Consider the following 20,093-nt stretch of genomic DNA (forward strand, 5'->3'; position numbering starts at 1 on the left):
TGCCGCCTGCTCGTCCTGCTCGTCCCGGTGGTCAGAGGATCGCGCCGGGGCGGTACGCGGCGGCCCGCGGGTGCGCCTTGGTGACGTCCTCGATCCGCCGGACGACCTCGGCGACCTGTCCGGCCGCCGCGCCCGTGAACGACAGCCGGTCGGCCATCAGCGCGTCGAGCCCCGCCCGGTCCAGCGGGATCCGCGCGTCGGCGGCGAGCCGGTCGAGCAGTTCGTTGCGCTCGGTGCCCTGCTCGCGCATGGCCAGCGCGGACGCCACCGCGTTCTCCTTGATCGCCTCGTGCGCGACCTCGCGGCCGACGCCCGCGCGCACCGCGCCCATCAGCACCTTCGTGGTGGCCAGGAACGGCAGGTAGCGGTCCAGTTCGCGGGCGACGACGGCCGGGAAGGCGCCGAATTCGTCCAGCACCGTCAGGAACGTCTCCAGCAGCCCGTCGAAGGCGAAGAAGGCGTCGGGCAGCGCGACCCGGCGCACCACCGAGCACGACACATCGCCCTCGTTCCACTGGTCGCCCGCCAGCTCGCCGGTCATCGACGCGTAACCGCGCAGGATCACCATCAGGCCGTTGACGCGCTCGCAGGAACGGGTGTTCATCTTGTGCGGCATCGCCGACGAGCCGACCTGGCCCGGCTTGAAGCCCTCGGTGACCAGCTCGTGCCCGGCCATCAGCCGGATCGTCTTGGCCAGCGACGAGGGACCGGCGGCGAGCTGCACCAGCGCCGTCACCGCGTCGTAGTCCAGCGACCGCGGGTACACCTGGCCGACCGAGGTGAAGGCCCGCGAGAAGCCGAGGTGGTCGGCGATCCGCTGCTCCAGATCCGCCAGCTTCGCGCTGTCGCCGCCCAGCAGGTCCAGCATGTCCTGCGCGGTGCCGACCGGACCCTTGATGCCGCGCAGCGGATAGCGGCCGATCAGGTCCTCGACCCGCTCGAAGGCCACCAGCAGCTCGTCCGCGGTCGTCGCGAAGCGCTTGCCCAACGTCGTCGCCTGCGCCGCCACATTGTGCGAGCGGCCCGCCATCACCAGCTCCGCGTACTCACCCGCGAGCTGCCCCAGCCGCGCGAGCACCGCGACCGTACGGTCCCTGACGTGCTCCAGCGACAGCCGGATCTGAAGCTGCTCCACATTCTCCGTCAGGTCCCGTGACGTCATGCCCTTGTGGACCTGCTCGTGCCCGGCCAGCGCGTTGAACTCCTCGATGCGCGCCTTCACATCGTGCCGGGTGACCTTCTCGCGCTCCGCGATCGAGCCGAGGTCGACCTGCTCGACCACCCGCTCGTAATCCGCGATGGCCTGCTCCGGCACCTCGATCCCCAGGTCCTTCTGCGCCCGCAGCACGGCCAGCCACAGCCTGCGCTCCAGCACCACCTTCTGCTCGGGAGACCACAAGGTGGCCAGCTCCGCCGAGGCGTAGCGGCCGGCGAGGACATTGGGGATGCGCGGCTTAGCAGTCACGTGCGGAGAGTTTACCGGGTATCCGGGCGGCCGGATTCCGCCGGTCACACCCGCCGGAGCCCTGGTCAGCGGTCCGGGAACGGGGCCGTGACCGCCGCGCGCCGCAGGTGCCCCCGGCGCCGTACCACTGCCGAGTCGACCCGGGTCTGTCGTAGGTCTGCGCCGGGCGTACGCGGCCGCCCGGACGCTTCCGCGCGTCGGTTCGCGCCCTGTCCCCGGTGATCGGCGAGGTCCCACGATCGAGGTGTGGCGATTCGCACGATTTCTGCCACATGTTCTGCTACCCGGTCACCCGGCTGTCCGGGACCGAGACGGAAGGAACACGCTCATGAGCACGTCATCAGGGGACGGACCTCCGCAGGACGAGGTCCGCGCGGTCACCACCGCCCAACTGACCCAGGTCGCCGACAACGGCATCTGGGGCACGGGCGCGAGCGTCAATCCCGACGCGGCCAACCTGGGCGAGGCGCTGGTCGCCGCGTTGCAGGGCAACACCACCCAGAACCTGCTGCCGCGCGACCTGCGCCGGGTCACCGACGACGTGCTGCGGGTCGCCACCGTCGGCTTCCCGTGGATCCGGGCCCAGGACGGGACCCGGCTGGCGGCGCACACCATCAGGCACAACTCCGCGGAACCGCGCCCGCTGGTCATCCTCCCCGCAGGCTGGACCCCGGTCGGCTGGCCGCTGTTCGAGTACGCGCACCTGACCCTGGCCCTCAAGGGCTACCACGTGCTGGCGTACACCCCGCGCGGGATCGGCCTGACCGTGAACATCCCCGGCCACGGGTACGTGGACGGCCCGTTCACCTCGGGCGGCTTCATCGACGTCGGCGGACCCAACGACTGGGCCGACGGGTCCTCGGTGATCGACTACGCGCAGGAGCACTTCGCACCGAGCAGGATCGGATTCCTGGGCGAGTCCTACGGGTCCGGGATCAGCCAGCTCGTCGCGGCGAACGACGACCGGGTGGACGCGGTCGTGGCGCTGAGCACCTGGGGCAATCTGGCCACCAGCCTCTACCACCACGACACCCGGCACCTCCAGGCCGTGGCCGTCCTGCTCGCCCTGACCGGCGGACCCGTGGAGCGCAAATTCGACGAGGGCACCCAGCAGATCCTGGCGGACTTCCACGCGAATCAGAACATGGACGCGGTCGTGGCGTGGGGCACGGAGCGCGCGCCGGAGGCGTACACCGACGCCACCAACGACCGCGGTGTGCCGACCTTCATCTCCAACACCTGGCACGAGGGCCTGTTCCCGGTCAACCAGGTGCTGGCCACCTTCAACCGCCTCACCGTCCCCAAGCGGCTGAACATGTGGATCGGTGACCACGCGGTGCCGGAGGGTCCCGGACTGACCGGACCGCTGGCCGGGCCGACCGGCCCCAACCTCGCGATGGCCGAGGCGTACGCCTGGCTCGACCACCACCTGCGGGGCGAGGCGAACGACGTGCCCGACTGGCCCCAGGTCAACAACCAGATCATGTTCACCTACGAGACCCGGCCGGGCTCCGGCACCGGAGACGACACCGTCGTCACCCCGGCGCGGCGCGAACTCCGGCAGACCTGGGGCGACGTCACCGTCTCCACCGAACGCTGGTATCTGGCCAACACCGGGGCCGGGCGCCGGGACGGGTCACTGACCGAGGAGCCCGCGCCCGGCTGGTCGCGCGGGTTCATCGCCGGGCACCTGACCGAGGCCACGGCGGTGGACGGGATCGTGGCGACCGGCAAGGCCGAGTGGAACGGCAATCCGAAGACCTACGAGACGGAGAAGTTCGACCGGCAGCACCTGGCGCTGTGGGCCACCGATCCGCTGCCCGCGGGCGCGGATCGGCACGTGGCGCGCCGGATTCGCGGCATCCCCGAGGTCCGGCTGACCGTGCGCAGCTCCGCCGCGTCCACGACCCTGGTCGCGTACCTCTTCGACATCGCCGAGGACCGGACGGCGCGGATCGTCACGCACGAGCCGTACACCCTGTCCGACCTCGTGCCCGGCCAGGACACCACCGTCACCTGGCAGCTCCAGGCCGCCGCCTACGACGTGCCCGTCGGCCACCGGCTGGCCCTGGTCGTCAACAGCAAGGACAAGCTCTACTCCGACGCCGACGTCGAGGGCAGCACGACCACCGTCAGCTCCCCGCCGGGAGAGGAGTCCCACCTGGACCTGCCGCTGGGCTGACGGGCGACCCGTCGTACGGCGGATCAGTCGTCGTACGACGGACCGGCCGCCCACGGCAGCAGGTCGGGGCGCTTGGCGGGGCGGCCGTCGCCGGAGGAGCGGCCGGTGAGGCGGCGGCCGATCCACGGGACGAGGTGCCGGCGGGTGAAGCGCAGGTCGGCCGTGCGGCGGGCGGTCCAGCCGGGGCGGACCGCCGGGGGGAGACCGACCGTCCAGTCGGACTCGGCGGGATGGCCGAGGGTCTGCCAGACGGCCTCGGCGACGCGCCGGTGGCCGTCCGCCGTGAGGTGGAGCCGGTCGTCGGCCCACATGCGCTGGTCGCCCAGGACCTCGGCGCCGTAGAGGTCGACGACCAGTGCGCCGTGGCGGGCCGCGAGGTCGTCGAGGAAGGCGAAGAGCTGTTCCATCCGGGGCAGGAAGCGGGCGGCGACCGGCCCGCGCCGGGCGGGGCTGCGCATCAGGACGAGCTGGCCGCAGGCCGGCGCGAGCCGTTCGACACAGCTCTCCAGGACCGCGCAGACCTCGTCCACGTCGCACTTGGGCCGCAGCACGTCGTTGAGGCCGCCGACCAGGGTGATCAGGTCGGCGCCCATCGCGGCGGCCACGTCGACCTGGTCCTCGGAGATCTGCCGGATCAGCTTGCCGCGCACGGCGAGATTCGCGTACCGGAAGCCCGGACCGTCCCCCGGCTCCGGCTGCTGACCGGTCCCGGTCGCGGTCCGGTCCACGATCCCGTCCCCGTCCCCGTCCCCGCCCCCGCCCCCGGTCGCAGTGCGGGAAGCGGCGGCGAGGCGGGCGGCGAGCAGGTCCGCCCAGCCCCGGTAGGACCCGTCGGGCAGCAGGTCGGACATGCCCTCGGTGAAGGAGTCGCCGACCGCGACGAAGCTGCTGTACGCGGCCGGCGTCCGCGCGCCCGCCTCCGCGCCCGCCTGTGTGTCTGTCTGTGCGTCATTCTGCATGGCGCCGGAGATCCTATGCGACCGCTCAGGAGCACCGGCAACGAGGTCGGGACCCGTACCGGTCGCCCCGGCCGTTCAGGGGCGTCCGGGACCGACCAGCTCCTTGAGCACGTCCTCCATCGTCACCAGCCCGATGCCGCGCCCCGCGTCGTCCACGACCGCCGCCAGGTGGGCGCTGCCCGCCCGCATCGCGGTGAGGACGTCGTCCAGCGGGGTGGCGGCGCCGACGCGGGTGATGTGCCGCAGGGCGGTGCGCCGGAAGGGCGCGTCCCGCGGATCGGCGTCCAGCGCGTCCTTGACGTGCAGGTAGCCCAGGACCCGGCCGTCGGGGTCGGCGACCGGGAATCGGGAGTAACCGGAGTCGGCGGCGAGCGCTTCCAGGCCCTCGGGCGTGATGCCCAGCGGCGCGCGTACCACCCGCTCGGGCGGCACCACGATCTCGCCGATCGGCCGCCTGCCCAGCTCCAGGGCGTCCCGCAGCCGCTCGGCGGCCCGCTCGTCGAGCAGCCCCGCCGCCCCGGCGTCCACCACCATCCGGGACAGCTCGTCGTCGGAGAAGACGGCCGCCACCTCGGAGCGCGGCTCCACCCGCAGCAGCCGCAGCAGCGTGTTGGCGAACGCGTTGATCGCGAAGATCACCGGCCGCAGCGCCCTGGTCAGCCCCACCAGCGGGGGGCCGAGGACCAGCGCGGACCGCACCGGATCGGCCAGCGCGATGTTCTTCGGCACCATCTCGCCGAACAGCATGTGCAGATACGTGGCCACGGCCAGCGCGATCACGAACGCGATGACGTGGATCGCGCCCTCCGGCACGTGCACGGCGTGGAACACCGGCTCCAGCAGGTGCGCGATGGCGGGCTCGGCGACGATACCGAGCACCAGCGTGCACACGGTGATGCCGAGCTGCGCCGCGGCCAGCAGCGGCGAGAGGTGTTCCAGACCCCACACCACGCTGCGGGCGCGGCGGTCGCCGCTCTCGGCGAGGGTTTCCACCTGGCCGCGGCGTACCGAGATCATGGCGAATTCGGCGCCGACGAAGAACGCGTTCACCACGAGGGTGAGCGCGCCGATGAGCAACTGGACGACGGTCATCGGTCACGTCTCCGCTCGGCCGTGCCCGCGGTGTTGCCGGGCGTGGTGCCCGCCGTGGCGCCGGGCGTGCCGCCCGCCGCCCTGTCCGCGGCGGCGGGGGGCCGGGCCGCCCGCGCGGGGGAGATCAGCCGGGCCCGCGACGCCCGGTGCCCGCTCGCGTCGGTGACCTCGATCCGCCAGCCGTCCAGCTCGAAGGCGTCGCCGCGCGCCGGGATACGGCCGAGGCGCTGGGCCACGAGACCGGCCAGCGTCTCGTACGGCCCGTCGGGGGCGTGCAGCCCGATCCGCTCCAACTGGTCCTCGGTACGGGTCGCGCCGTCCGCGTCGTAGATCCGCCGCCCGTCCGGCGCCTCCCGCAGGAAGAGCAGGTCGGGAAGCTCGTGCGGGTCGTGCTCGTCGCGGACCTCGCCCACGACCTCCTCCACGATGTCCTCCATGGTCACCACGCCCGCCGTGCCCCCGTACTCGTCGATCACCACGGCCATCGAGCGCCGTCCGCCCAGCCGGTCGAGCAGCCGGTCGACCGTCAGCGTCTCCGGGACCAGCAGCGGTTCGCGCAGCAGCTCGGTGACCGGCACGCGCGGGCGCCGGTCGGCGGGGACCGCGAGGACGTCCTTGATGTGGGCGGTGCCGATCACCGAGTCCAGGCTGCCGCGGTAGACGGGGAAGCGGGACAGGCCGGTCGCGCGGGTCGCGTTCGCCACGTCCTCGGCGGTGGCCTGTGCTTCGAGCGCGGTGACCTGGACGCGCGGCGTCATCACGTTCTCCGCGGTGAGCTCGGCGAGGTTGAGGGTACGGACGAACAGCTCCGCGGTGTCCGCCTCCAGCACACCCTCCTTGGCCGAGTGCCGGGCCAGCGCGGCCAGCTCCTGCGGGCCGCGCGCCGACGCCAGCTCCTCCGCGGGTTCGAGGCCCATCGCGCGCAGCACCCGGTTCGCGGTGTTGTTGAGGTGGTGGATCAGCGGGTGGAAGGCGGCGGTGAAGGCGCGCTGCGGCGCCGCCACGGCCTTGGCGACCGGCAGCGGAGTGGAGATCGCCCAGTTCTTCGGCACCAGCTCGCCGACCACCATCAGCGCCACCGTGGACAGGGCGGTGCCCAGCACCAGGGCGACGGAGGACGACGCCGAGTCCGGCAGCCCCGCAGCCCGCAGCGGCCCGCGCAGCAGCTCCGCGATCGAGCTCTTGGCGAGCATGCCGATGACCAGCCCCGTCACGGTGATGCCGAGCTGCGCGCCGGAGAGCTGCACGGTCAGTGTGCGGACGGCCGCCAGCGCCGCCGCGGCGCCGCGCTCGCCGTCCCGCGCCGCGCGCTCCAGCTCACCGCGCTCGATCGTGGTCAGGGAGAATTCGGCCGCGACGAAGACGCCGCAGGCGAGGGTGAGCAGTACGGCCACCAACAGCAGAAGTGTTTCAGTCATCCGGTCACCTCGGTCCCATGATCGGCCACGACCGGGCCGACCGCTCGGTATCGGCGGTCCGGGGCCGGCCCGGTCGTCGCTCGGTGAACCGTCATGAGGTGAGCGGCTTGGTCCACCGGCGCCAGCGGGACTCGCGGGTGTACCCGGCCGCTCTCCAGGCGTGCTGCGCCCGCTCGTTGCGTTCGAGCACCATCGCGTCGCCGCGCCTGCCGCCGAGCGCGGTGAAGCGGCGTTCGGCGGCGTCGAGCAGCGCGGTCGCTACGCCCTGACGCCGGGCGTCCGGGTGGACGGCGAGGCGGTAGAGGTGGCAGCGCCAGCCGTCGAAACCGGCGATGACCGTACCGACGAGGTCGCCGTCCCGCTCGGCGAGGAGCAGGGCGCCGGGGTCGCGGGCGATCAGTCGTTCCACCCCCGCCCGGTCGTCGCTGATGCTGGTGCCCTCGGCCGCGACCCGCCAGAAGGCGAGGACAGGCAGGGCGTCGGAGGGGGTGGCGGTCCGAAGGTGAAGATCGCTCATCACCGCAGCCAATCACCGCACCGATTTCCGGGTGGGGAATTCCGGCATGCGAGATGAATGTCGTTCATGCCCTGCCAACGGTCGAAGGCCCCGATCCGTCCCCGGGGGGCGCGGGAGGTTCCCGGCGTTGCCGAGGAAGGCGCCCTTGCCGCTACTAGCGCCACGGCGCTAGCGTGGACGCATGTCGAAGACCCAGTTGAACGTTCGGGTGGACGAAGCCACGGCCGAGACGGCCCGGCAGCGCGCGTCGCAGCGCGGTATCAGTGTGAACCGCTATATCGAGGAACTCGTCCAGCAGGACGAGGGCGAGAACGGCAAGGCATTCGTCGAGGCCGCCGCCGACTTCATGAAGCGTTACGAAGAGGTCTTCGCCGAGGAGTTCGGCACCCGGGCGGCCGCCCGGGGTGAAGGCGCGCGTTGACCCTCCGTATCGACCTCGCATGGCTGCTGATGGTCGCCGAGCACTACACGCCGGGCGACCCGCAGGTGACCGACTGGGGCGCGCTCGTCGCGGCCGTCAGCAGGCACGACGCGGAGATCTTCGGCACGCCCGTCTACACCGACACCCACACCCGCGCCGCCGCCATGCTCCAGTTGCTCGTGCACGTCCCGGCGCTGGAGGAGACGAACGCGCTGTTCGCCTCCGCCGTGGCCTACGCCTACCTCGTCGCCAGCCGCCTCAAGCCCTCCATGACGCCGGAACAGGTACGTGACCTGGCCCGGCTGGTGAAGGACGGCTCGGCGCCGCTGGACCGGATAGCCGACGAGCTGCGCACCTGGACGACGGAGGCGGAGCTGGGCCCGGCCGGACAGGTCGGATAGCGGCGCGCTCGCGGTCGCCCGTACGTACGGCTGCGCCCGCTCGCGGTCGCCCGTACGTACGGCTGCGCCCTGTACGGCGACGCCCCGCGCGGCTACGCCTTGTACGGCGCCGGGGCGAAGACCTCCGCGAAGGCGGCCGCGTCCCAGGTGCCGCCGAGCTGCGGGGCCAGCCAGTCGGGGGCGGCGGTGCGGAAGGCGGCGGGGGACAGGGCGCCGGCGGCTTCCGGCAGCGCGCCGAGCAGCGGCGCCTGCGCGACCTCGGGCAGGTCCGCGATGTTGCAGCGCTCGGCCAGCTCCGGCTCGGCGCGCCAGCTTCCGATGATCACACCGATGCAGTCGACCTTGCGGGCGCTGAGCGCTTCGACGGTCAGCGCCGTGCTGTTGAGGGTGCCGAGCCCGGCCGGGGCGACCAGCAGCACACGGGCCCGCAGCAGCGCCGCCGCGTCGGCGAGGGTCGAGCCCTGCTCGTCGTAGCGGACCAGCAGCCCGCCCGCGCCCTCGACCAGCACGACGTCGTGCACCGCGGACAGTTTGGCCGCCGCCTCGGCGATGTCCTCGGGGCCCACCGGCCGCAGTCCGGCGCGGCGGGCCGCCGTCGCGGGCGCCAACGGCTCGGGGTAGCGGGCCAGTTCGGCCGCCGTCACCGGACCCGCGAGCCTGGCCACCTCCGCGGCGTCCCCCTGCTCGCCGTCCGCCACGCCCGTCTGGGCGGGCTTGAGCACGGCCACGCTCAGCCCCTGCGCGAGCGACGCGGCGGCCACGGCGGCGGTGGCCACCGTCTTGCCGACCTCGGTACCCGTTCCGGTGATGACCACGATGGCCATGGTGTCGCTCCGTTCCTCGTTGCCGTGCCATGTCATGTCGCCGTACGCTCCGGGCGCCGCGCGTGTGCCCGGAGCGTACGGTCCCGGCGCGCCTCGTACCCGTGCCGGGACCGCTCATTCCGCCCAATTGGTGACGAGCGCGGTCAGCTCGTACGACGTATGCCGTACGGCGCGCGGTATGTCGGATGCCGTGCGTCTGCCGCCCGGGACGCGGCCCGGTCAGCCCGCGACGGCCGCGTCCCGTACCGCCGCGCAGATCCGCGCCACGTCGTCGTCGCCCGTCACATAGGGCGGCATCGTGTAGACGAGGTCGCGGAAGGGCCGCAGCCACACCCCGGCGCGCACCGCGGCGGCGGTGGCCGCCGCCATGTCGACCGGGTGGTCGAGCTGGACGACGCCGATCGCGCCGAGCACCCGCACATCGCGGACACCGGGCAGCGCGGCGACCCCGTCCAGGCCCTCGCGCAGCCCGGACTCGATGCGCTTGACCTCCAACGCCCAGTCGTGGTCGAGCAGCAGGTCGACGGAGGCGCAGGCGACGGCGGCGGCCAGCGGATTGCCCATGAAGGTCGGGCCGTGCGCCAGCACCGGCACCTCGCCGCGCGAGATGCCCTCGGCGACCTCGCCTGTGCACAGCGCCGCCGCCATCGTGAGATAGCCGCCGGTCAACGCCTTGCCGACGCACATCACATCGGGGCAGACCCCGGCGTGCTCGGCCGCGAAGAGCGTGCCGGTGCGGCCGAAACCGGTGGCGATCTCGTCGAAGACCAGCAGGACGTCGTGTTCGTCGCACGCCTCCCGCAGCACCCGCAGGTACTCGGGGGAGTGGAAGGACATGCCGCCCGCGCCCTGCACCACCGGCTCGACGATGACGGCGGCCAGCTCGTCGGCGTGCCGTCCGATCAACTCCCGCAGATGCGCGGTGTACACGGCGTCGGGCGCCGCGTCGAAGCCGGGCGGCGGGGCGTCGGCGAAGATCTGCCGGGGCAGCACGCCCGACCACAGCTCGTGCATGCCGCCGTCCGGATCGCACACCGACATCGGCTGCCAGGTGTCCCCGTGGTAGCCGCCGCGCCAGGTCAGCAGCCGCTGCTTGTCCGGCCTGCCCAGCGAACGCCAGTACTGGAGGCACATCTTGATCGCGACCTCGACCGACACGGAACCCGAGTCGGCGAGGAAGACATGCCGCAGCGGCTCCGGCGTGATCTCCACCAGCTTGGCCGCGAGACGTACGGCGGGCTCGTGCGTGAGCCCGCCGAACATCACATGACTCATCCGGTCGAGCTGGGCGTGCGCCGCGTCGTCCAGCACGGGGTGCCGGTAGCCGTGGATCGCCGACCACCACGACGACATGCCGTCGACCAGTTCGGTACGGCCCTCGGCGGGCGCCGCGAGCCGCAGCCGTACGCCCGAGGCGGACGCGACGACAAGCGGCTCCTGACGGCCGGGCATCGGGCCGTACGGATGCCAGACGTGCTCCCGGTCCAGCGCCAGCAGCGTGTCCGGGTCGAGCGGCGCGTCGGGCGAGGGGCAGGGCTCAGGCATTGGGCGGCAGGTCCGTCCCCGCGCCGCGTCGCCGTACCGCCACCAGATCGGGGCGCGGGCCCTCGGCGCGTACCGGTTCCGTCCGCACCGTCTCGGTCCGCACGGGCGCCGCGCTCGCGGCGGGTGCCGCGTCCTCGGCGTGGCCGCAGGGGCCGCAGCCGCCTTCGTGCGAGCCGCACACGGAGCCGGAAGCGTGGGAACCGCAGCCGGTCGCCGCCTCCGCGACGTCGGCGCGGTGCGCGGGCAGCGTGGACGTCCCCGCGCCCTCCACCTCGAAGCCCGCGTCGGCGATCATGTCGAGGTCGGCCTGGCCCGCCTGGCCCTCGCTGGTCAGATAGTCGCCCAGGAAGATCGAGTTGACCAGGTGCAGGGCGAGCGGCTGCATCGTGCGCAGGTGCACCTCACGGCCGCCCGCGAGCCGTACCTCGACGTCCGGGCAGACGAACCGCGTCATCGCCAGGATGCGCAGGCAGCGCTGCGGGGTGAGATTCCACTCCTTGGCCAGCGGCGTGCCCTCGAACGGGATCAGGAAGTTCACCGGCACCGAGTCCGGGTCGAGCGCGCGCAGCGAGAACACCACGTCCACCAGGTCCGCGTCGCTCTCGCCCATGCCCGCGATCAGCCCCGAGCACGCGGACAGCCCGGCGGCCTGCGCCTGCCGCACGGTGTCCACGCGGTCGGCGTAGGTGTGCGTCGTGGTGATGTCGCCGTAGGTGTTCTCGGAGGTGTTGAGGTTGTGGTTGTACGCGTCCGCGCCCGCCGTCCGCAGCCGCTCGGCCTGGCCGCCGGAGAGCAGGCCGAGGCAGGCGCACACCTCGACGTCCTCGTTCTGGTCCTTGATGGCCGCGATGGTCGCCGAGACCCGGTCCACGTCGCGGTCGGTGGGACCGCGCCCGCTCGCCACCAGGCACACCCGCTTGGCGCCGCCCGCCACCCCGGCGCGCGCCGCCGCGGCGGCCTCGTCGGGCTTGAGCCAGGTGTACTTGAGGATCTCGGCCTTCGAGCCGAGCCGCTGCGAACAGTACGAGCAGTCCTCGGGGCACAGCCCGGACTTGAGGTTGACCAGGTAGTTCAGCTTGACCCGGCGTCCGAACCACTGGCGGCGCACCTTGCCCGCGGCGGCCACCACGTCGAGCAGTTCGTCGTCGGAGGTCGCGAGGACGGCAAGCGCCTCGTCCCTGGTGGGCAGCTCGCGCCGCAGCCCCTTGTCCACGAGAGTGGTCAGCAGATCCATAGGGGCGATCCTCGCGCACGACGGCACCCGCGGCCAATGGCGGACCGCACAACTCGGGTGGCTACTGGTGTGTGCATCACCACACCCTGTGCATGTGTGCGGGCCAGTACGTTGCTGATGACGTCCGTGTGAGGGGGCGCGCGGCCCGACCAGAAGTGCCGCTGAACCGAAGTGCCACTGAAACGCTGAGCCGAAGAACCGCTGAGCCGAAAAGCCGCCGATCCGCCCGACCGGCTCGCGCACCGATCCGCCCGATCCATCGACCCGCCGACCCCAGGGACACCCGTGAAGAGCACCGACCCCGCCGACCCGCACGCCTCCGCCGGGAGCGACACCGCCGACCCGTCAGGTCCCTTCGGCTGGATCGCGGAACAGGCCAGGATCAGGCGCGAGGCCGGGCTCCGGCGGGAGTTGCGCCCCCGCCCGGCGGACTGGGAACTGCTCGACCTCGCGGGCAACGACTACCTCGGCCTGACCCGGCACCCCGAGGTCACGCAGGCGGGCGCCGACGCCTGCCTGCGCTGGGGCGCGGGCGCCACCGGCTCCCGGCTGGTCACCGGCAGCACCGCGCTGCACGCGGAACTCGAAGCGGAGATCGCCGACTTCACCGGCTTCGAGGCGGCCCTGGTCCTCGCCTCCGGCTACGCCGCCAACCTCGCCGCCGTCACCGCGCTGACCGGCCCCGACACCCTGCTGGTCTCCGACGCCGCCAACCACGCCTCACTGATCGACGGCTGCCGCCTGTCGCGCGCCACCACCGAAGTGGTGCCGCACGCCGACCCCGAGGCCGTACGCAAGGCGCTCGGCGCGCGGGCCCGGCGGGACGCCGACGCGTCCCGGTCCGGGGGAGCGCCCTCCGTCGTCGTCAGCGACTCGGTGTTCTCGGTGGACGGCGACGCGGCGCCGCTGCCCGCGCTCGCCGCGGCCTGCCGCGAGTACGGCGCCGCGCTGCTCGTCGACGACGCGCACGGCTTCGGCGTGCTGGGCGAGGGCGGGCGCGGCGCGCTCGCGGCGGCCGGACTCGCCGGAGCCCCCGACGTGGTGAGCACGGCGACGCTGTCGAAGGCGTTCGGCGCGCAGGGCGGTGTGGTACTCGGCCCCGCGGCCGTCATCGAGCACTTGGTCAACGCCGCCCGCACCTTCATCTTCGACACCGGTCTCGCCCCGGCCGCGGCGGGCGCCGCCCTCGGCGCGCTGCGGCTGCTGCGGCGCGAGCCGGAGCGCGCCGACCGCGCGTTGCACGTGGCCCGCGCCTTCCACCGGATGCTGACCGCCGCGGAGTTGGACGCGACGGCGCCCGACGCCTGTGTGGTGTCGGTGCGCGCGCCCTCGCCCGAGGCGGCCGTCGAGTGGGCGGCCCGGTGCCGGGCCGCGGGTCTGGCCGTCGGCTGCTTCCGGCCGCCGTCCGTCCCCGACGGGGTGTCCCGGCTGCGGCTGACCGCGCGCTGCGACCTGACGGACGCGCAGGTCGCGGGCGCGGTGGACGTCATCGTCCGTACGGCGCCACGCGGTTGAGGGCGCGGCCCGCCGCCGTCCGTCCGCCGCAGGAACCGACCCGGTCCTACGCGGGGCCGAGTTCGTCCCGGCGCAGCGCCCCGACGAAGTGCGACCAGGCACCCGGTGGGAAGAGCAGCGCGGGCCCCTCCTGGTCCTTGGAATCGCGGACGGCGAGCAGCCCCGAGGCCAGTCTCGCGGTCTCCACGCAGTTGTTCGCGGCGGTGCTGTGACTGCTCCTCCGCCATGTCACGCCGGAAATCGACGCGCTCGAGGAAACGTACCCGGACTGTGCCGCCATGGTGGCCTCCTTTATGCGCCTGCGAATCGCGACATCTCCCCGGCGATCTTACTGATCAACGCGACGGACTCGTCGCGAGGAAGGGCAATGTTGCTCAATCGGGTGAAAGCGGCGCCGTAAGCGGTGATGTCTTCTTTTCGATCGACGTAGAGACTACTCGTCAAATGATCGATAACAACCACGTCGAGATCAGCGATGCGCGGAAATGAGAAGATAACGAACGAACCCGTAACTCCTATGTGGCCTCCGGCACCGAAGGGCAGCACCTGGAGCCGGATCTGCGGCAGCGCGGCGGCGCGTTCCAGCGACCGCAACTGATCGGACATGACCGCGGGGCCGCCGACCACGCGGCGCAGCACGGCCTCGTCCAGCACGGCCCACAGTTCCAGCGGCTCGTCCTGGCGCAGCACCGCCTGCCGGGCGATCCGCACGTCGACCAGTGCGCCGGCCTCGCTCCGGGTCAGATGCGGCATGACGTCGCGGGTGAGCGCCCGGGCGTAGGCGGGGGTCTGGAGCAGGCCGGGCACCACGCTGTTCTCCATCGAGCGGGCCCGGCTGGCACCCGCCTCCAGGCTGATGAAGTCGCGGTACTCCACGGGCAGTACGTCGCGGAAGTCCTGCCACCAGCCGCGCTGTCTGCCCTGACCTGCCAGCGTGCCCAGCAGGTCGCGCAGATCGCGGTCGCGCACCTCGTAGACGTCGAGCAGCACGTCGACGTCCTCGGCGCTGACGCTGCTGCGGCCGGTCTCGATACGGCTGACTTTCGACTGGTGCCAGCCGGCCGCCTCGGCGACCTGCTCGCTGGTCATTCCGGACAGGTCGCGGAGTCGGCGCAGTTCGCCGCCGAGCTTGCGTCGTCGTACGGCGGGGACCCGTTCCATGGCCTCTCGCACCTCCTGAAGTGAGGGATGCCGGTAGTCGGGCGGTCATTACGACAGTGTGCCGACCAAATGCGTATCCACGTAGCAGAGTTCACCGATTTGAGCGACAGATATATGCATTGCGCGGTGGACCGTCCGAAACGGCGGCACGATTAGTGGCAGTCTGGCGCGAACCAGCCACTTCCGGGCGTGGCCCGGAGAGCCCGCGCCGATACCCCGGTCCGCAGTGGATGGGAAAGGAACGATGTCGCCATGGCAGATCTGCAGGAAGCTTCCGTCACTCTGCCGAGCGACCCTGCCTCGGTACCGGCGGCCCGGCGCTACGTCTGCGCCCGACTCGCCGAATGGGGACTGCCGTCGGACGCCCCCTCGGTCGACGCCGTGCGCCTGATCGTCTCCGAGCTGGCCACCAACGCGGTGCTGCACACCTCGGGAATGTCGCCGACCTTCACCGTGGACGTGCGTCTCGAACGGCAGGAGCAGTTGCTGATCGGCGTGACCGACAGCCACCCGCGCTGGCCCCAGCGGCTGCCCGCGGCGGTCCAGCAGGACAACGGGCGCGGGATGGTGATCATTCGGCATCTGGCGGCGGAGTCCGGCGGCAGGCTGCGGATCACGCCGACCGACGAGGGCGGCAAGACGGTCTGGATCACGATCCCCTGGGCGGTCCCGGTGGCCTGAGCGACGGGCGCTGTTCACGGGCGCGTCGGCGGCACCAGCAGCGCCTCGGCTCCGACCGGTGCGAAACCGGCGGCGAGGAAGGCCCGCACGCTCGCCGCGTTGCCCGGGGCGATCTGGGCCCACAACGGCGCGCCGTCCGGGACGAGATGACGGGCCGCGAGGGCGAGAAGGCGGCCGAGGCCCTTGCCGCGGGCGTCCGGGTCCACCTCGACGGCGGTCTCCCAACGGCCCGCCACACCGCGGCCGATGAGGACGGTGCCGCCGGGCGCGGTCCAGGCCCGCACGTCGTCGCGGTGCTGGAGCGCCCGCACGATCCGCGGATGGGAGCGGTCGGTGGTCTCGGTGAGGGGGAGCGGGGGCGGGCCCGGCAGCGGGGCGGCCAGGGTCAGCAGGTCGAGGTTGTTGACCACACGGCCGGTGCGGGCGCAAAGAGCGCTCAGGAAGGGCGGGTTGAGCGGAGCGGACAGGTCGTCGGGCGGGAGCAGGGCACGGAGACCGGCGTCGGTGTCTTCGGACGCCGGGCATTCGGCCGTATCCGCCGTATCCGCCGTATCCGCCGTATCCGCCGTATCCGCCGTACCCGCCGTCCCCGACGCGTCGGCGATGTCGGCGAAGACCACGGTGTGGGCGGTGAAGGCGATGACTCCGGCGTCGCGGGCCGACGGCTGGGCGACGAAGGTGACGGTCCCGTCGGCGGGCGGGAAGTCGCCTCGCGCGGCGGCGTCCAGCAGGGACCGCAGGGAGGGCCCGGCGCGGTGCGCCGCGGTGGTCGGCGAGCTCATCCGACCATCCTCTCAGCCGTCCCGTACGCGGCCGGACGCGCCTACGATCGGGTGACATGCGGCCGATCGCGGGGCCGGTCCCGCGAGTCTGTGCGTCATGATCAAGAACCGAGTCCGGTCGCTTCTCACGACCGGCGCGCTGACCCTGACCGCCGTACTCGCCGCGCAGACCGCGGCCACGTCGGAGACCGCGTCGGCCGTCGCCTCCGGACCCCTGTCCCCCGCGGCGCCCACCGCCCTGTCCGCGCCCTCCACGTCCCTCGTGCCCCGTCCCGCCCCCGCGGGCGACGACGGCTGGTGCCCGGTGGTCCACGACCCGCTGTTCGCCGCCGCCGACCGCAGCGTCGACGTCGAGCGCATCACCCCCGAGCCGTCCTACCGCCGCACGTGCGGGGAGCTGTTCCGCTCGGACGGCCGCGCCCCCGCCGTGGTCTTCCAGGAGGGCTTCCAGCCCAAGGCCGCGCAGGACGGGCAGTACGACCTCGCGGCGTACGTGCTGAAGAACCAGCCGTCGCCGTTCGTGAGCACCAGCTACGACCACGACCTCTACAAGCAGTGGAAGCCCGGCTTCAACTACTACGTGGACGCGCCCGGCGGCATCGACGTCAACGCCACGATCGGTGACACCCACAAGTGGGCCGACCAGCACGAGGTCGCCTTCCCCGGCGGCCTCGCCCGGCGCTTCATCGTCGGCGCCTGTCCCGTCGACAAGGCGACCAAGGACGAGGACCTGGCCGGCTGCGTACGCAACCCGTACTACGTGCCGTGGCGCGGGATTCCGGCGCCGCGTCCGCTCGCGCCGGTGCTGCTCCCGGCGGGCTGACCGTCCCCGATCCGGCGGGGGCGTACCCCCGGCCGGACCGGCTGTCCACGCCGCTGAAGGGGGTGCGGCGGGTCGCCCCCCGTCGCACCCGAGCCGCCGGCCCGCACTGTCCTACGGCTCCGGGCCGCTGTTCGGGCCGGACCACGGCCGGGCCGCGCGGCGGCGAGTGCCCACCGCTCCACGGAGCGTATACGCCGTACGGGCGCGATACGCGGCGCGGCCGGAATCGGCCGTCCGGGTCACGCCACCCGCCCGTACCAGACGGCGCTGGTCCAGATCCTTTCCAGCCGGACCCTGGCGCCGGTCTTGGGGGCGTGCCAGATCCGGCCGCTCCCGGCGTAGATCCCGACGTGGTAAATGGACCGGCCGGTGTGGAAGAACACCAGGTCACCGACGCGGCGGGCACCCGACGAGATGTGCCGGGTGCTGTTGTACTGGGCGGCGGCGGTACGCGGCAGCTTCTTGCCCGCGCGCTTGAACGAGTACAGCGTCAGCCCCGAGCAGTCGAAGCGGTTCGGGCCGGTGGCGCCCCATTGGTAGGGCGAGCCCTTCTTCGACGCCGCCACGTTCAGGGCCTTCACGCCCATCGTCGCGGCCTCGGCCTGCTGGGCGGTGCCCGGCAGCAGCGCGGGCAGTGCGACCGCTGTGGCGGTGAGCACGGAGGCCGTCCCGAGCCGGGACAGCCGTCCGGAGATGCACTTGAGCGCGAACATGCGCAACCCTTCGTCATCAGCCTCCGAAGGATGACCTGTCGGGTTCGGGCTGGCGAAGATGCCCGGCCGCGTGGTGCGGCTTCACCCCAAGGGACGGCTCCGGCGCTGTGCCGTGACCGACCCGTCGTACCTGGGTCCTCCGCTCCCGCCGGTGCACTCATGTCGACCTGACGTCCACGCGGCGGCGGGACTGGGCGTCCGCGTGGACCGCCCCGCCACGGCGGCGGGGGCTTGTCGTCACTACGGATGGTGACGCACAGAACCGGCCACAGCCGGGCGGGAAACGCGCGGTGTGAGTCAGGTCACGACTCACCTATTGGGGTGGACACCGGGGCGAATCACCCGGTCCGCGCCTCCGGTCGCATCATCTGACCTGCGGATATGTGACGGACGATGGGCGGTTTTGGCCGGTGCGCGCAATTCGGCCGGAGAGCATGAATCGGCGGTGAATACGCCGATGGGATGAGCCCCTTTGGTGCAGTGCCGACGGTTTCGAGCGCGCAGAGTGACCGCGCTCACACCTGGTCTGTGTCGGCGTGCCGCGCGAGCTCTCCTTCGGCGGACCGCACGAGGCTCACACCAACGGGCCGCACGGACCGCACGGGCCGCGCTGTCCGCACCAGCCTCACGCGGGCGGCGGTCCCGCGGCCGGATCGGGCGCCAGCGCCACCAGCCCCGACCGCCGCTCGCCGTCCAGCACCCGCAGGGCGCGGGCCAGCGTGGCGTGGTGCAGTTCGGTCTCGCCCCGCATGTGCATCACGGTCAGCGCGTCGCGCAGCGCGGTCGCCCGGCCCACCAGCGCCTGGGCGGCCCGCAGGGCGCTGTAGGTGTCGGCGGTGCGGGACGGATTGATCCGGCCGAGCAGATCGACGACCTCCAGGTAGGAGTCGATCAGCTCACCCTCGGAGCGGGTGAGCGCCGGAAGCGGCGGCAGTTCCGGGACCACCGCGGGTCACCGCAGGCCGTACGCGGGGCCGTTGGTCTTGCGGCTGGTGGTCAGCTTGTCCACCAGCCCGTAGGCGACGGCCTCTTCACCGTCGAGGACCTTGTCCCGCTCGATGTCGGTACGGATCCGCTCGATGTCCCGGCCGGTGTGCCGGGCCAGCAGCGTCTCCAACTGCTCGCGGGTGCGCAGCAGTTCGTTGGCCTGGATCTCCAGGTCCGAGATGGGCCCCTGGACCACCTCGCCGAGCGACGGCTGGTGGATCAGCACCCGCGCGCCCGGAGTGATCATGCGCTTGCCCGGCGCGCCCGCCGCCAGCAGCACGGCCGCGGCCGAGGCGGCCTGCCCGATGCAGACCGTCGCCACGTCGCAGGTGACGAACTGCATCGTGTCGTAGATGGCGGTCATCGCCGAGAACGAGCCGCCGGGCGAGTTGATGTAGAGGTTGATGTCCTGCTCGGGGGCGGCGTTCTCCAGGTGGATGAGCTGGGCCATCACGTCGTTCGCCGAGGTGTCGTCGACCTGGGTGCCCAGGAAGATGATCCGCTCCTGGAGCAGCTTGGAGTACGGGTCCATCGTGCGGACGCCGTTGCTGCTGCGTTCGGTGAACTCGGGCAGGACGTAGCGGGCGGTGGGACGGAACACGGCGTGCACCTCCGGGCGGATCTGGGCGCAGGAACTGGCCACAGGTCAAAATGTACAGGACGTACATCTCGTTATGATGGGGAGCATGACCCATGACGTCCCGGTGACACAAGCGCGTGCCGAGCTCGCGGAACTGATCAACCGCGTGGTCTACGGCGGCGAACAGGTGGTGCTGACCCGCCACGGCAAGCCCCTCGTCGCCCTGGTGTCCGCCGCTGACCTGCAACGACTGCGTGATCTCGACGAGCAGGCCGAGGAGCAGGTGATCAGTACGGTCTCCGCCGTCGGCTCCCGTACGTCCGCCACGGGCGAACGCCGACGGTTCGGCATCGCGGCCGAGCACCGGGGTCACCAGACCGGCGACCGCCGTCCGTAACAGCGACCGCCGCCCGTAACAGGGGTTAACGCAGTCGAAACCGCGTCGAACTAATCTCGCGGGTTCTGACGACTGTGAGGTGTGGCTGTGCAGTTGACCCCCCACGAGCAGGAACGCCTGCTCATCCATGTCGCCGCGGACGTGGCGGCCAAGCGGCGCGCCCGCGGGCTGCGGCTCAACCACCCCGAGGCGGTCGCGCTCATCACCGCGCATCTGCTCGAAGGGGCCCGCGACGGCCGCGGCGTCTCGGAACTGATGGAGTCCGGGCGCACCGTGCTGACCCGCGCCGACGTCATGGACGGCATCCCCGAGATGATCCACGACGTGCAGGTCGAGGCCACGTTCCCCGACGGCACCAAGCTCGTCACCGTCCACCAGCCGATCGTCTGACGGGCA

General features: G+C 72.5%; 22 protein-coding genes and 1 riboswitch. Of the genes, 8 read left to right on the forward strand and 14 right to left on the reverse strand.

Features of this window, described 5'->3' with window-relative positions; genetic code table 11:
• Positions 1 to 31: 31 nt before the first annotated feature.
• A complete protein-coding gene (purB, locus tag ACZ4EF_RS12605) occupies positions 32 to 1,465 on the reverse strand; it encodes an adenylosuccinate lyase (RefSeq protein WP_355341229.1) in 1,434 nt (477 codons plus the stop codon).
• Between the two features lie 328 nt (positions 1,466 to 1,793).
• Here purB and ACZ4EF_RS12610 point away from each other — a divergent pair, with 328 nt between their 5' ends.
• On the forward strand, positions 1,794 to 3,647 hold the full coding sequence (locus tag ACZ4EF_RS12610) for a CocE/NonD family hydrolase C-terminal non-catalytic domain-containing protein (RefSeq protein WP_467504234.1): 1,854 nt from the start codon (positions 1,794 to 1,796) through the stop codon (positions 3,645 to 3,647).
• 23 nt (positions 3,648 to 3,670) lie between these two features.
• On the opposite strand, the gene ACZ4EF_RS12615 is transcribed toward ACZ4EF_RS12610, so the two are convergent.
• The 4 genes from ACZ4EF_RS12615 to ACZ4EF_RS12630 form a co-directional block, all read right to left on the reverse strand.
• Positions 3,671 to 4,606, reverse strand: coding sequence for an SGNH/GDSL hydrolase family protein (locus ACZ4EF_RS12615; RefSeq protein ID WP_467504236.1), 936 nt, complete (start codon positions 4,604 to 4,606; stop codon positions 3,671 to 3,673).
• Positions 4,607 to 4,681: 75 nt separating this feature from the next.
• Positions 4,682 to 5,698, reverse strand: a complete 1,017-nt coding sequence (locus ACZ4EF_RS12620) for a hemolysin family protein (RefSeq protein ID WP_355341220.1) — start codon at positions 5,696 to 5,698, stop codon at positions 4,682 to 4,684.
• The gene (locus ACZ4EF_RS12625) at positions 5,695 to 7,116 is read right to left on the reverse strand and encodes a hemolysin family protein (RefSeq protein ID WP_467504238.1); all 1,422 of its coding nucleotides are present in this window, start codon (positions 7,114 to 7,116) and stop codon (positions 5,695 to 5,697) included. Before ACZ4EF_RS12625 ends, ACZ4EF_RS12620 begins: the two co-directional genes overlap by 4 nt.
• 91 nt (positions 7,117 to 7,207) lie before the next feature.
• The gene (locus tag ACZ4EF_RS12630) at positions 7,208 to 7,633 is read right to left on the reverse strand and encodes a GNAT family N-acetyltransferase (RefSeq protein WP_355341214.1); all 426 of its coding nucleotides are present in this window, start codon (positions 7,631 to 7,633) and stop codon (positions 7,208 to 7,210) included.
• A 181-nt stretch (positions 7,634 to 7,814) separates the two neighbouring features.
• On the opposite strand from ACZ4EF_RS12630, the gene ACZ4EF_RS12635 reads away from it, so the two are divergent.
• Both ACZ4EF_RS12635 and ACZ4EF_RS12640 read left to right on the forward strand, forming a co-directional pair.
• Positions 7,815 to 8,054 (forward strand): antitoxin, encoded by a 240-nt coding sequence (locus tag ACZ4EF_RS12635; RefSeq protein ID WP_355341211.1) that lies wholly within the window; start codon positions 7,815 to 7,817, stop codon positions 8,052 to 8,054.
• Positions 8,051 to 8,455 carry a fic family toxin-antitoxin system, toxin component gene (locus ACZ4EF_RS12640; protein WP_355341208.1) on the forward strand — a complete coding sequence of 135 codons (405 nt, stop codon included), beginning with the start codon at positions 8,051 to 8,053 and terminating at the stop codon, positions 8,453 to 8,455. Before ACZ4EF_RS12635 ends, ACZ4EF_RS12640 begins: the two co-directional genes overlap by 4 nt.
• A 92-nt stretch (positions 8,456 to 8,547) precedes the next feature.
• Here ACZ4EF_RS12640 and bioD read toward each other — a convergent pair whose 3' ends face one another.
• From bioD to bioB, 3 genes are all read right to left on the reverse strand, one after another.
• On the reverse strand, positions 8,548 to 9,279 hold the full coding sequence (gene bioD / locus ACZ4EF_RS12645) for a dethiobiotin synthase (RefSeq protein ID WP_355341205.1): 732 nt from the start codon (positions 9,277 to 9,279) through the stop codon (positions 8,548 to 8,550).
• A 219-nt stretch (positions 9,280 to 9,498) separates the two neighbouring features.
• Entirely contained in the window at positions 9,499 to 10,824 is a 1,326-nt protein-coding gene (locus tag ACZ4EF_RS12650) for an adenosylmethionine--8-amino-7-oxononanoate transaminase (RefSeq protein ID WP_391045151.1), read from the reverse strand.
• Complete coding sequence (gene bioB, locus ACZ4EF_RS12655; protein ID WP_402711953.1) at positions 10,817 to 12,058, reverse strand: biotin synthase BioB; 1,242 nt, start codon at positions 12,056 to 12,058, stop codon at positions 10,817 to 10,819. The genes ACZ4EF_RS12650 and bioB overlap by 8 nt, the downstream gene beginning before the upstream one ends.
• A gap of 285 nt (positions 12,059 to 12,343) precedes the next feature.
• On the opposite strand from bioB, the gene ACZ4EF_RS12660 reads away from it, so the two are divergent.
• Complete coding sequence (locus tag ACZ4EF_RS12660) at positions 12,344 to 13,573, forward strand: 8-amino-7-oxononanoate synthase (protein ID WP_467504240.1); 1,230 nt, start codon at positions 12,344 to 12,346, stop codon at positions 13,571 to 13,573.
• Positions 13,574 to 13,619: 46 nt separating this feature from the next.
• Here ACZ4EF_RS12660 and ACZ4EF_RS12665 read toward each other — a convergent pair whose 3' ends face one another.
• On the reverse strand, positions 13,620 to 13,853 hold the full coding sequence (locus ACZ4EF_RS12665) for a DUF397 domain-containing protein (RefSeq protein ID WP_467504242.1): 234 nt from the start codon (positions 13,851 to 13,853) through the stop codon (positions 13,620 to 13,622).
• An 11-nt stretch (positions 13,854 to 13,864) separates the two neighbouring features.
• Positions 13,865 to 14,734, reverse strand: coding sequence for a helix-turn-helix domain-containing protein (locus ACZ4EF_RS12670; protein WP_355341193.1), 870 nt, complete (start codon positions 14,732 to 14,734; stop codon positions 13,865 to 13,867).
• A 252-nt stretch (positions 14,735 to 14,986) separates the two neighbouring features.
• Here ACZ4EF_RS12670 and ACZ4EF_RS12675 point away from each other — a divergent pair, with 252 nt between their 5' ends.
• Positions 14,987 to 15,415 (forward strand): ATP-binding protein, encoded by a 429-nt coding sequence (locus ACZ4EF_RS12675; protein WP_355341190.1) that lies wholly within the window; start codon positions 14,987 to 14,989, stop codon positions 15,413 to 15,415.
• 14 nt (positions 15,416 to 15,429) lie between these two features.
• Here ACZ4EF_RS12675 and ACZ4EF_RS12680 read toward each other — a convergent pair whose 3' ends face one another.
• Positions 15,430 to 16,197, reverse strand: a complete 768-nt coding sequence (locus tag ACZ4EF_RS12680; protein ID WP_467504244.1) for a GNAT family N-acetyltransferase — start codon at positions 16,195 to 16,197, stop codon at positions 15,430 to 15,432.
• 97 nt (positions 16,198 to 16,294) lie between these two features.
• Here ACZ4EF_RS12680 and ACZ4EF_RS12685 point away from each other — a divergent pair, with 97 nt between their 5' ends.
• Complete coding sequence (locus ACZ4EF_RS12685) at positions 16,295 to 17,020, forward strand: ADP-ribosyltransferase (protein WP_391045140.1); 726 nt, start codon at positions 16,295 to 16,297, stop codon at positions 17,018 to 17,020.
• A 239-nt stretch (positions 17,021 to 17,259) separates the two neighbouring features.
• On the opposite strand, the gene ACZ4EF_RS12690 is transcribed toward ACZ4EF_RS12685, so the two are convergent.
• The 3 genes from ACZ4EF_RS12690 to ACZ4EF_RS12700 form a co-directional block, all read right to left on the reverse strand.
• Entirely contained in the window at positions 17,260 to 17,733 is a 474-nt protein-coding gene (locus tag ACZ4EF_RS12690; protein WP_355341181.1) for a C40 family peptidase, read from the reverse strand.
• Positions 17,734 to 17,736: 3 nt separating this feature from the next.
• Positions 17,737 to 17,865: riboswitch (cyclic di-AMP (ydaO/yuaA leader) on the reverse strand.
• 493 nt (positions 17,866 to 18,358) lie between these two features.
• Positions 18,359 to 18,679 carry a hypothetical protein gene (locus ACZ4EF_RS12695; RefSeq protein WP_188285530.1) on the reverse strand — a complete coding sequence of 107 codons (321 nt, stop codon included), beginning with the start codon at positions 18,677 to 18,679 and terminating at the stop codon, positions 18,359 to 18,361.
• Positions 18,680 to 18,685: 6 nt separating this feature from the next.
• Complete coding sequence (locus ACZ4EF_RS12700) at positions 18,686 to 19,321, reverse strand: ATP-dependent Clp protease proteolytic subunit (RefSeq protein ID WP_188285535.1); 636 nt, start codon at positions 19,319 to 19,321, stop codon at positions 18,686 to 18,688.
• An 85-nt stretch (positions 19,322 to 19,406) separates the two neighbouring features.
• Here ACZ4EF_RS12700 and ACZ4EF_RS12705 point away from each other — a divergent pair, with 85 nt between their 5' ends.
• Together ACZ4EF_RS12705 and ACZ4EF_RS12710 are read left to right on the forward strand one after the other, a co-directional pair.
• Positions 19,407 to 19,697 (forward strand): type II toxin-antitoxin system Phd/YefM family antitoxin, encoded by a 291-nt coding sequence (locus tag ACZ4EF_RS12705; RefSeq protein WP_188285531.1) that lies wholly within the window; start codon positions 19,407 to 19,409, stop codon positions 19,695 to 19,697.
• Between the two features lie 87 nt (positions 19,698 to 19,784).
• Positions 19,785 to 20,087, forward strand: a complete 303-nt coding sequence (locus ACZ4EF_RS12710; protein ID WP_355341177.1) for an urease subunit gamma — start codon at positions 19,785 to 19,787, stop codon at positions 20,085 to 20,087.
• Positions 20,088 to 20,093: the final 6 nt, after the last annotated feature.

This window comes from Streptomyces sp. NPDC025721 (assembly GCF_055558595.1).

What these genes read in the sequence shown, in the direction of transcription:
- ACZ4EF_RS12705 (WP_188285531.1), top strand. Translation starts at nt 19,407, where the DNA reads ATGACCCATGACGTCCCGGTGACACAAGCGCGTGCCGAGCTCGCGGAA.
- ACZ4EF_RS12625 (WP_467504238.1), bottom strand. Translation starts at nt 7,116, where the DNA reads ATGACTGAAACACTTCTGCTGTTGGTGGCCGTACTGCTCACCCTCGCC.
- ACZ4EF_RS12690 (WP_355341181.1), bottom strand. Translation starts at nt 17,733, where the DNA reads ATGTTCGCGCTCAAGTGCATCTCCGGACGGCTGTCCCGGCTCGGGACG.
- ACZ4EF_RS12665 (WP_467504242.1), bottom strand. Translation starts at nt 13,853, where the DNA reads ATGGCGGCACAGTCCGGGTACGTTTCCTCGAGCGCGTCGATTTCCGGC.
- ACZ4EF_RS12675 (WP_355341190.1), top strand. Translation starts at nt 14,987, where the DNA reads ATGGCAGATCTGCAGGAAGCTTCCGTCACTCTGCCGAGCGACCCTGCC.
- ACZ4EF_RS12610 (WP_467504234.1), top strand. Translation starts at nt 1,794, where the DNA reads ATGAGCACGTCATCAGGGGACGGACCTCCGCAGGACGAGGTCCGCGCG.
- ACZ4EF_RS12635 (WP_355341211.1), top strand. Translation starts at nt 7,815, where the DNA reads ATGTCGAAGACCCAGTTGAACGTTCGGGTGGACGAAGCCACGGCCGAG.
- ACZ4EF_RS12620 (WP_355341220.1), bottom strand. Translation starts at nt 5,698, where the DNA reads ATGACCGTCGTCCAGTTGCTCATCGGCGCGCTCACCCTCGTGGTGAAC.
- ACZ4EF_RS12650 (WP_391045151.1), bottom strand. Translation starts at nt 10,824, where the DNA reads ATGCCTGAGCCCTGCCCCTCGCCCGACGCGCCGCTCGACCCGGACACG.
- ACZ4EF_RS12615 (WP_467504236.1), bottom strand. Translation starts at nt 4,606, where the DNA reads ATGCAGAATGACGCACAGACAGACACACAGGCGGGCGCGGAGGCGGGC.
- bioD (WP_355341205.1), bottom strand. Translation starts at nt 9,279, where the DNA reads ATGGCCATCGTGGTCATCACCGGAACGGGTACCGAGGTCGGCAAGACG.
- ACZ4EF_RS12670 (WP_355341193.1), bottom strand. Translation starts at nt 14,734, where the DNA reads ATGGAACGGGTCCCCGCCGTACGACGACGCAAGCTCGGCGGCGAACTG.
- ACZ4EF_RS12680 (WP_467504244.1), bottom strand. Translation starts at nt 16,197, where the DNA reads ATGAGCTCGCCGACCACCGCGGCGCACCGCGCCGGGCCCTCCCTGCGG.
- ACZ4EF_RS12630 (WP_355341214.1), bottom strand. Translation starts at nt 7,633, where the DNA reads ATGAGCGATCTTCACCTTCGGACCGCCACCCCCTCCGACGCCCTGCCT.
- ACZ4EF_RS12685 (WP_391045140.1), top strand. Translation starts at nt 16,295, where the DNA reads ATGATCAAGAACCGAGTCCGGTCGCTTCTCACGACCGGCGCGCTGACC.
- bioB (WP_402711953.1), bottom strand. Translation starts at nt 12,058, where the DNA reads ATGGATCTGCTGACCACTCTCGTGGACAAGGGGCTGCGGCGCGAGCTG.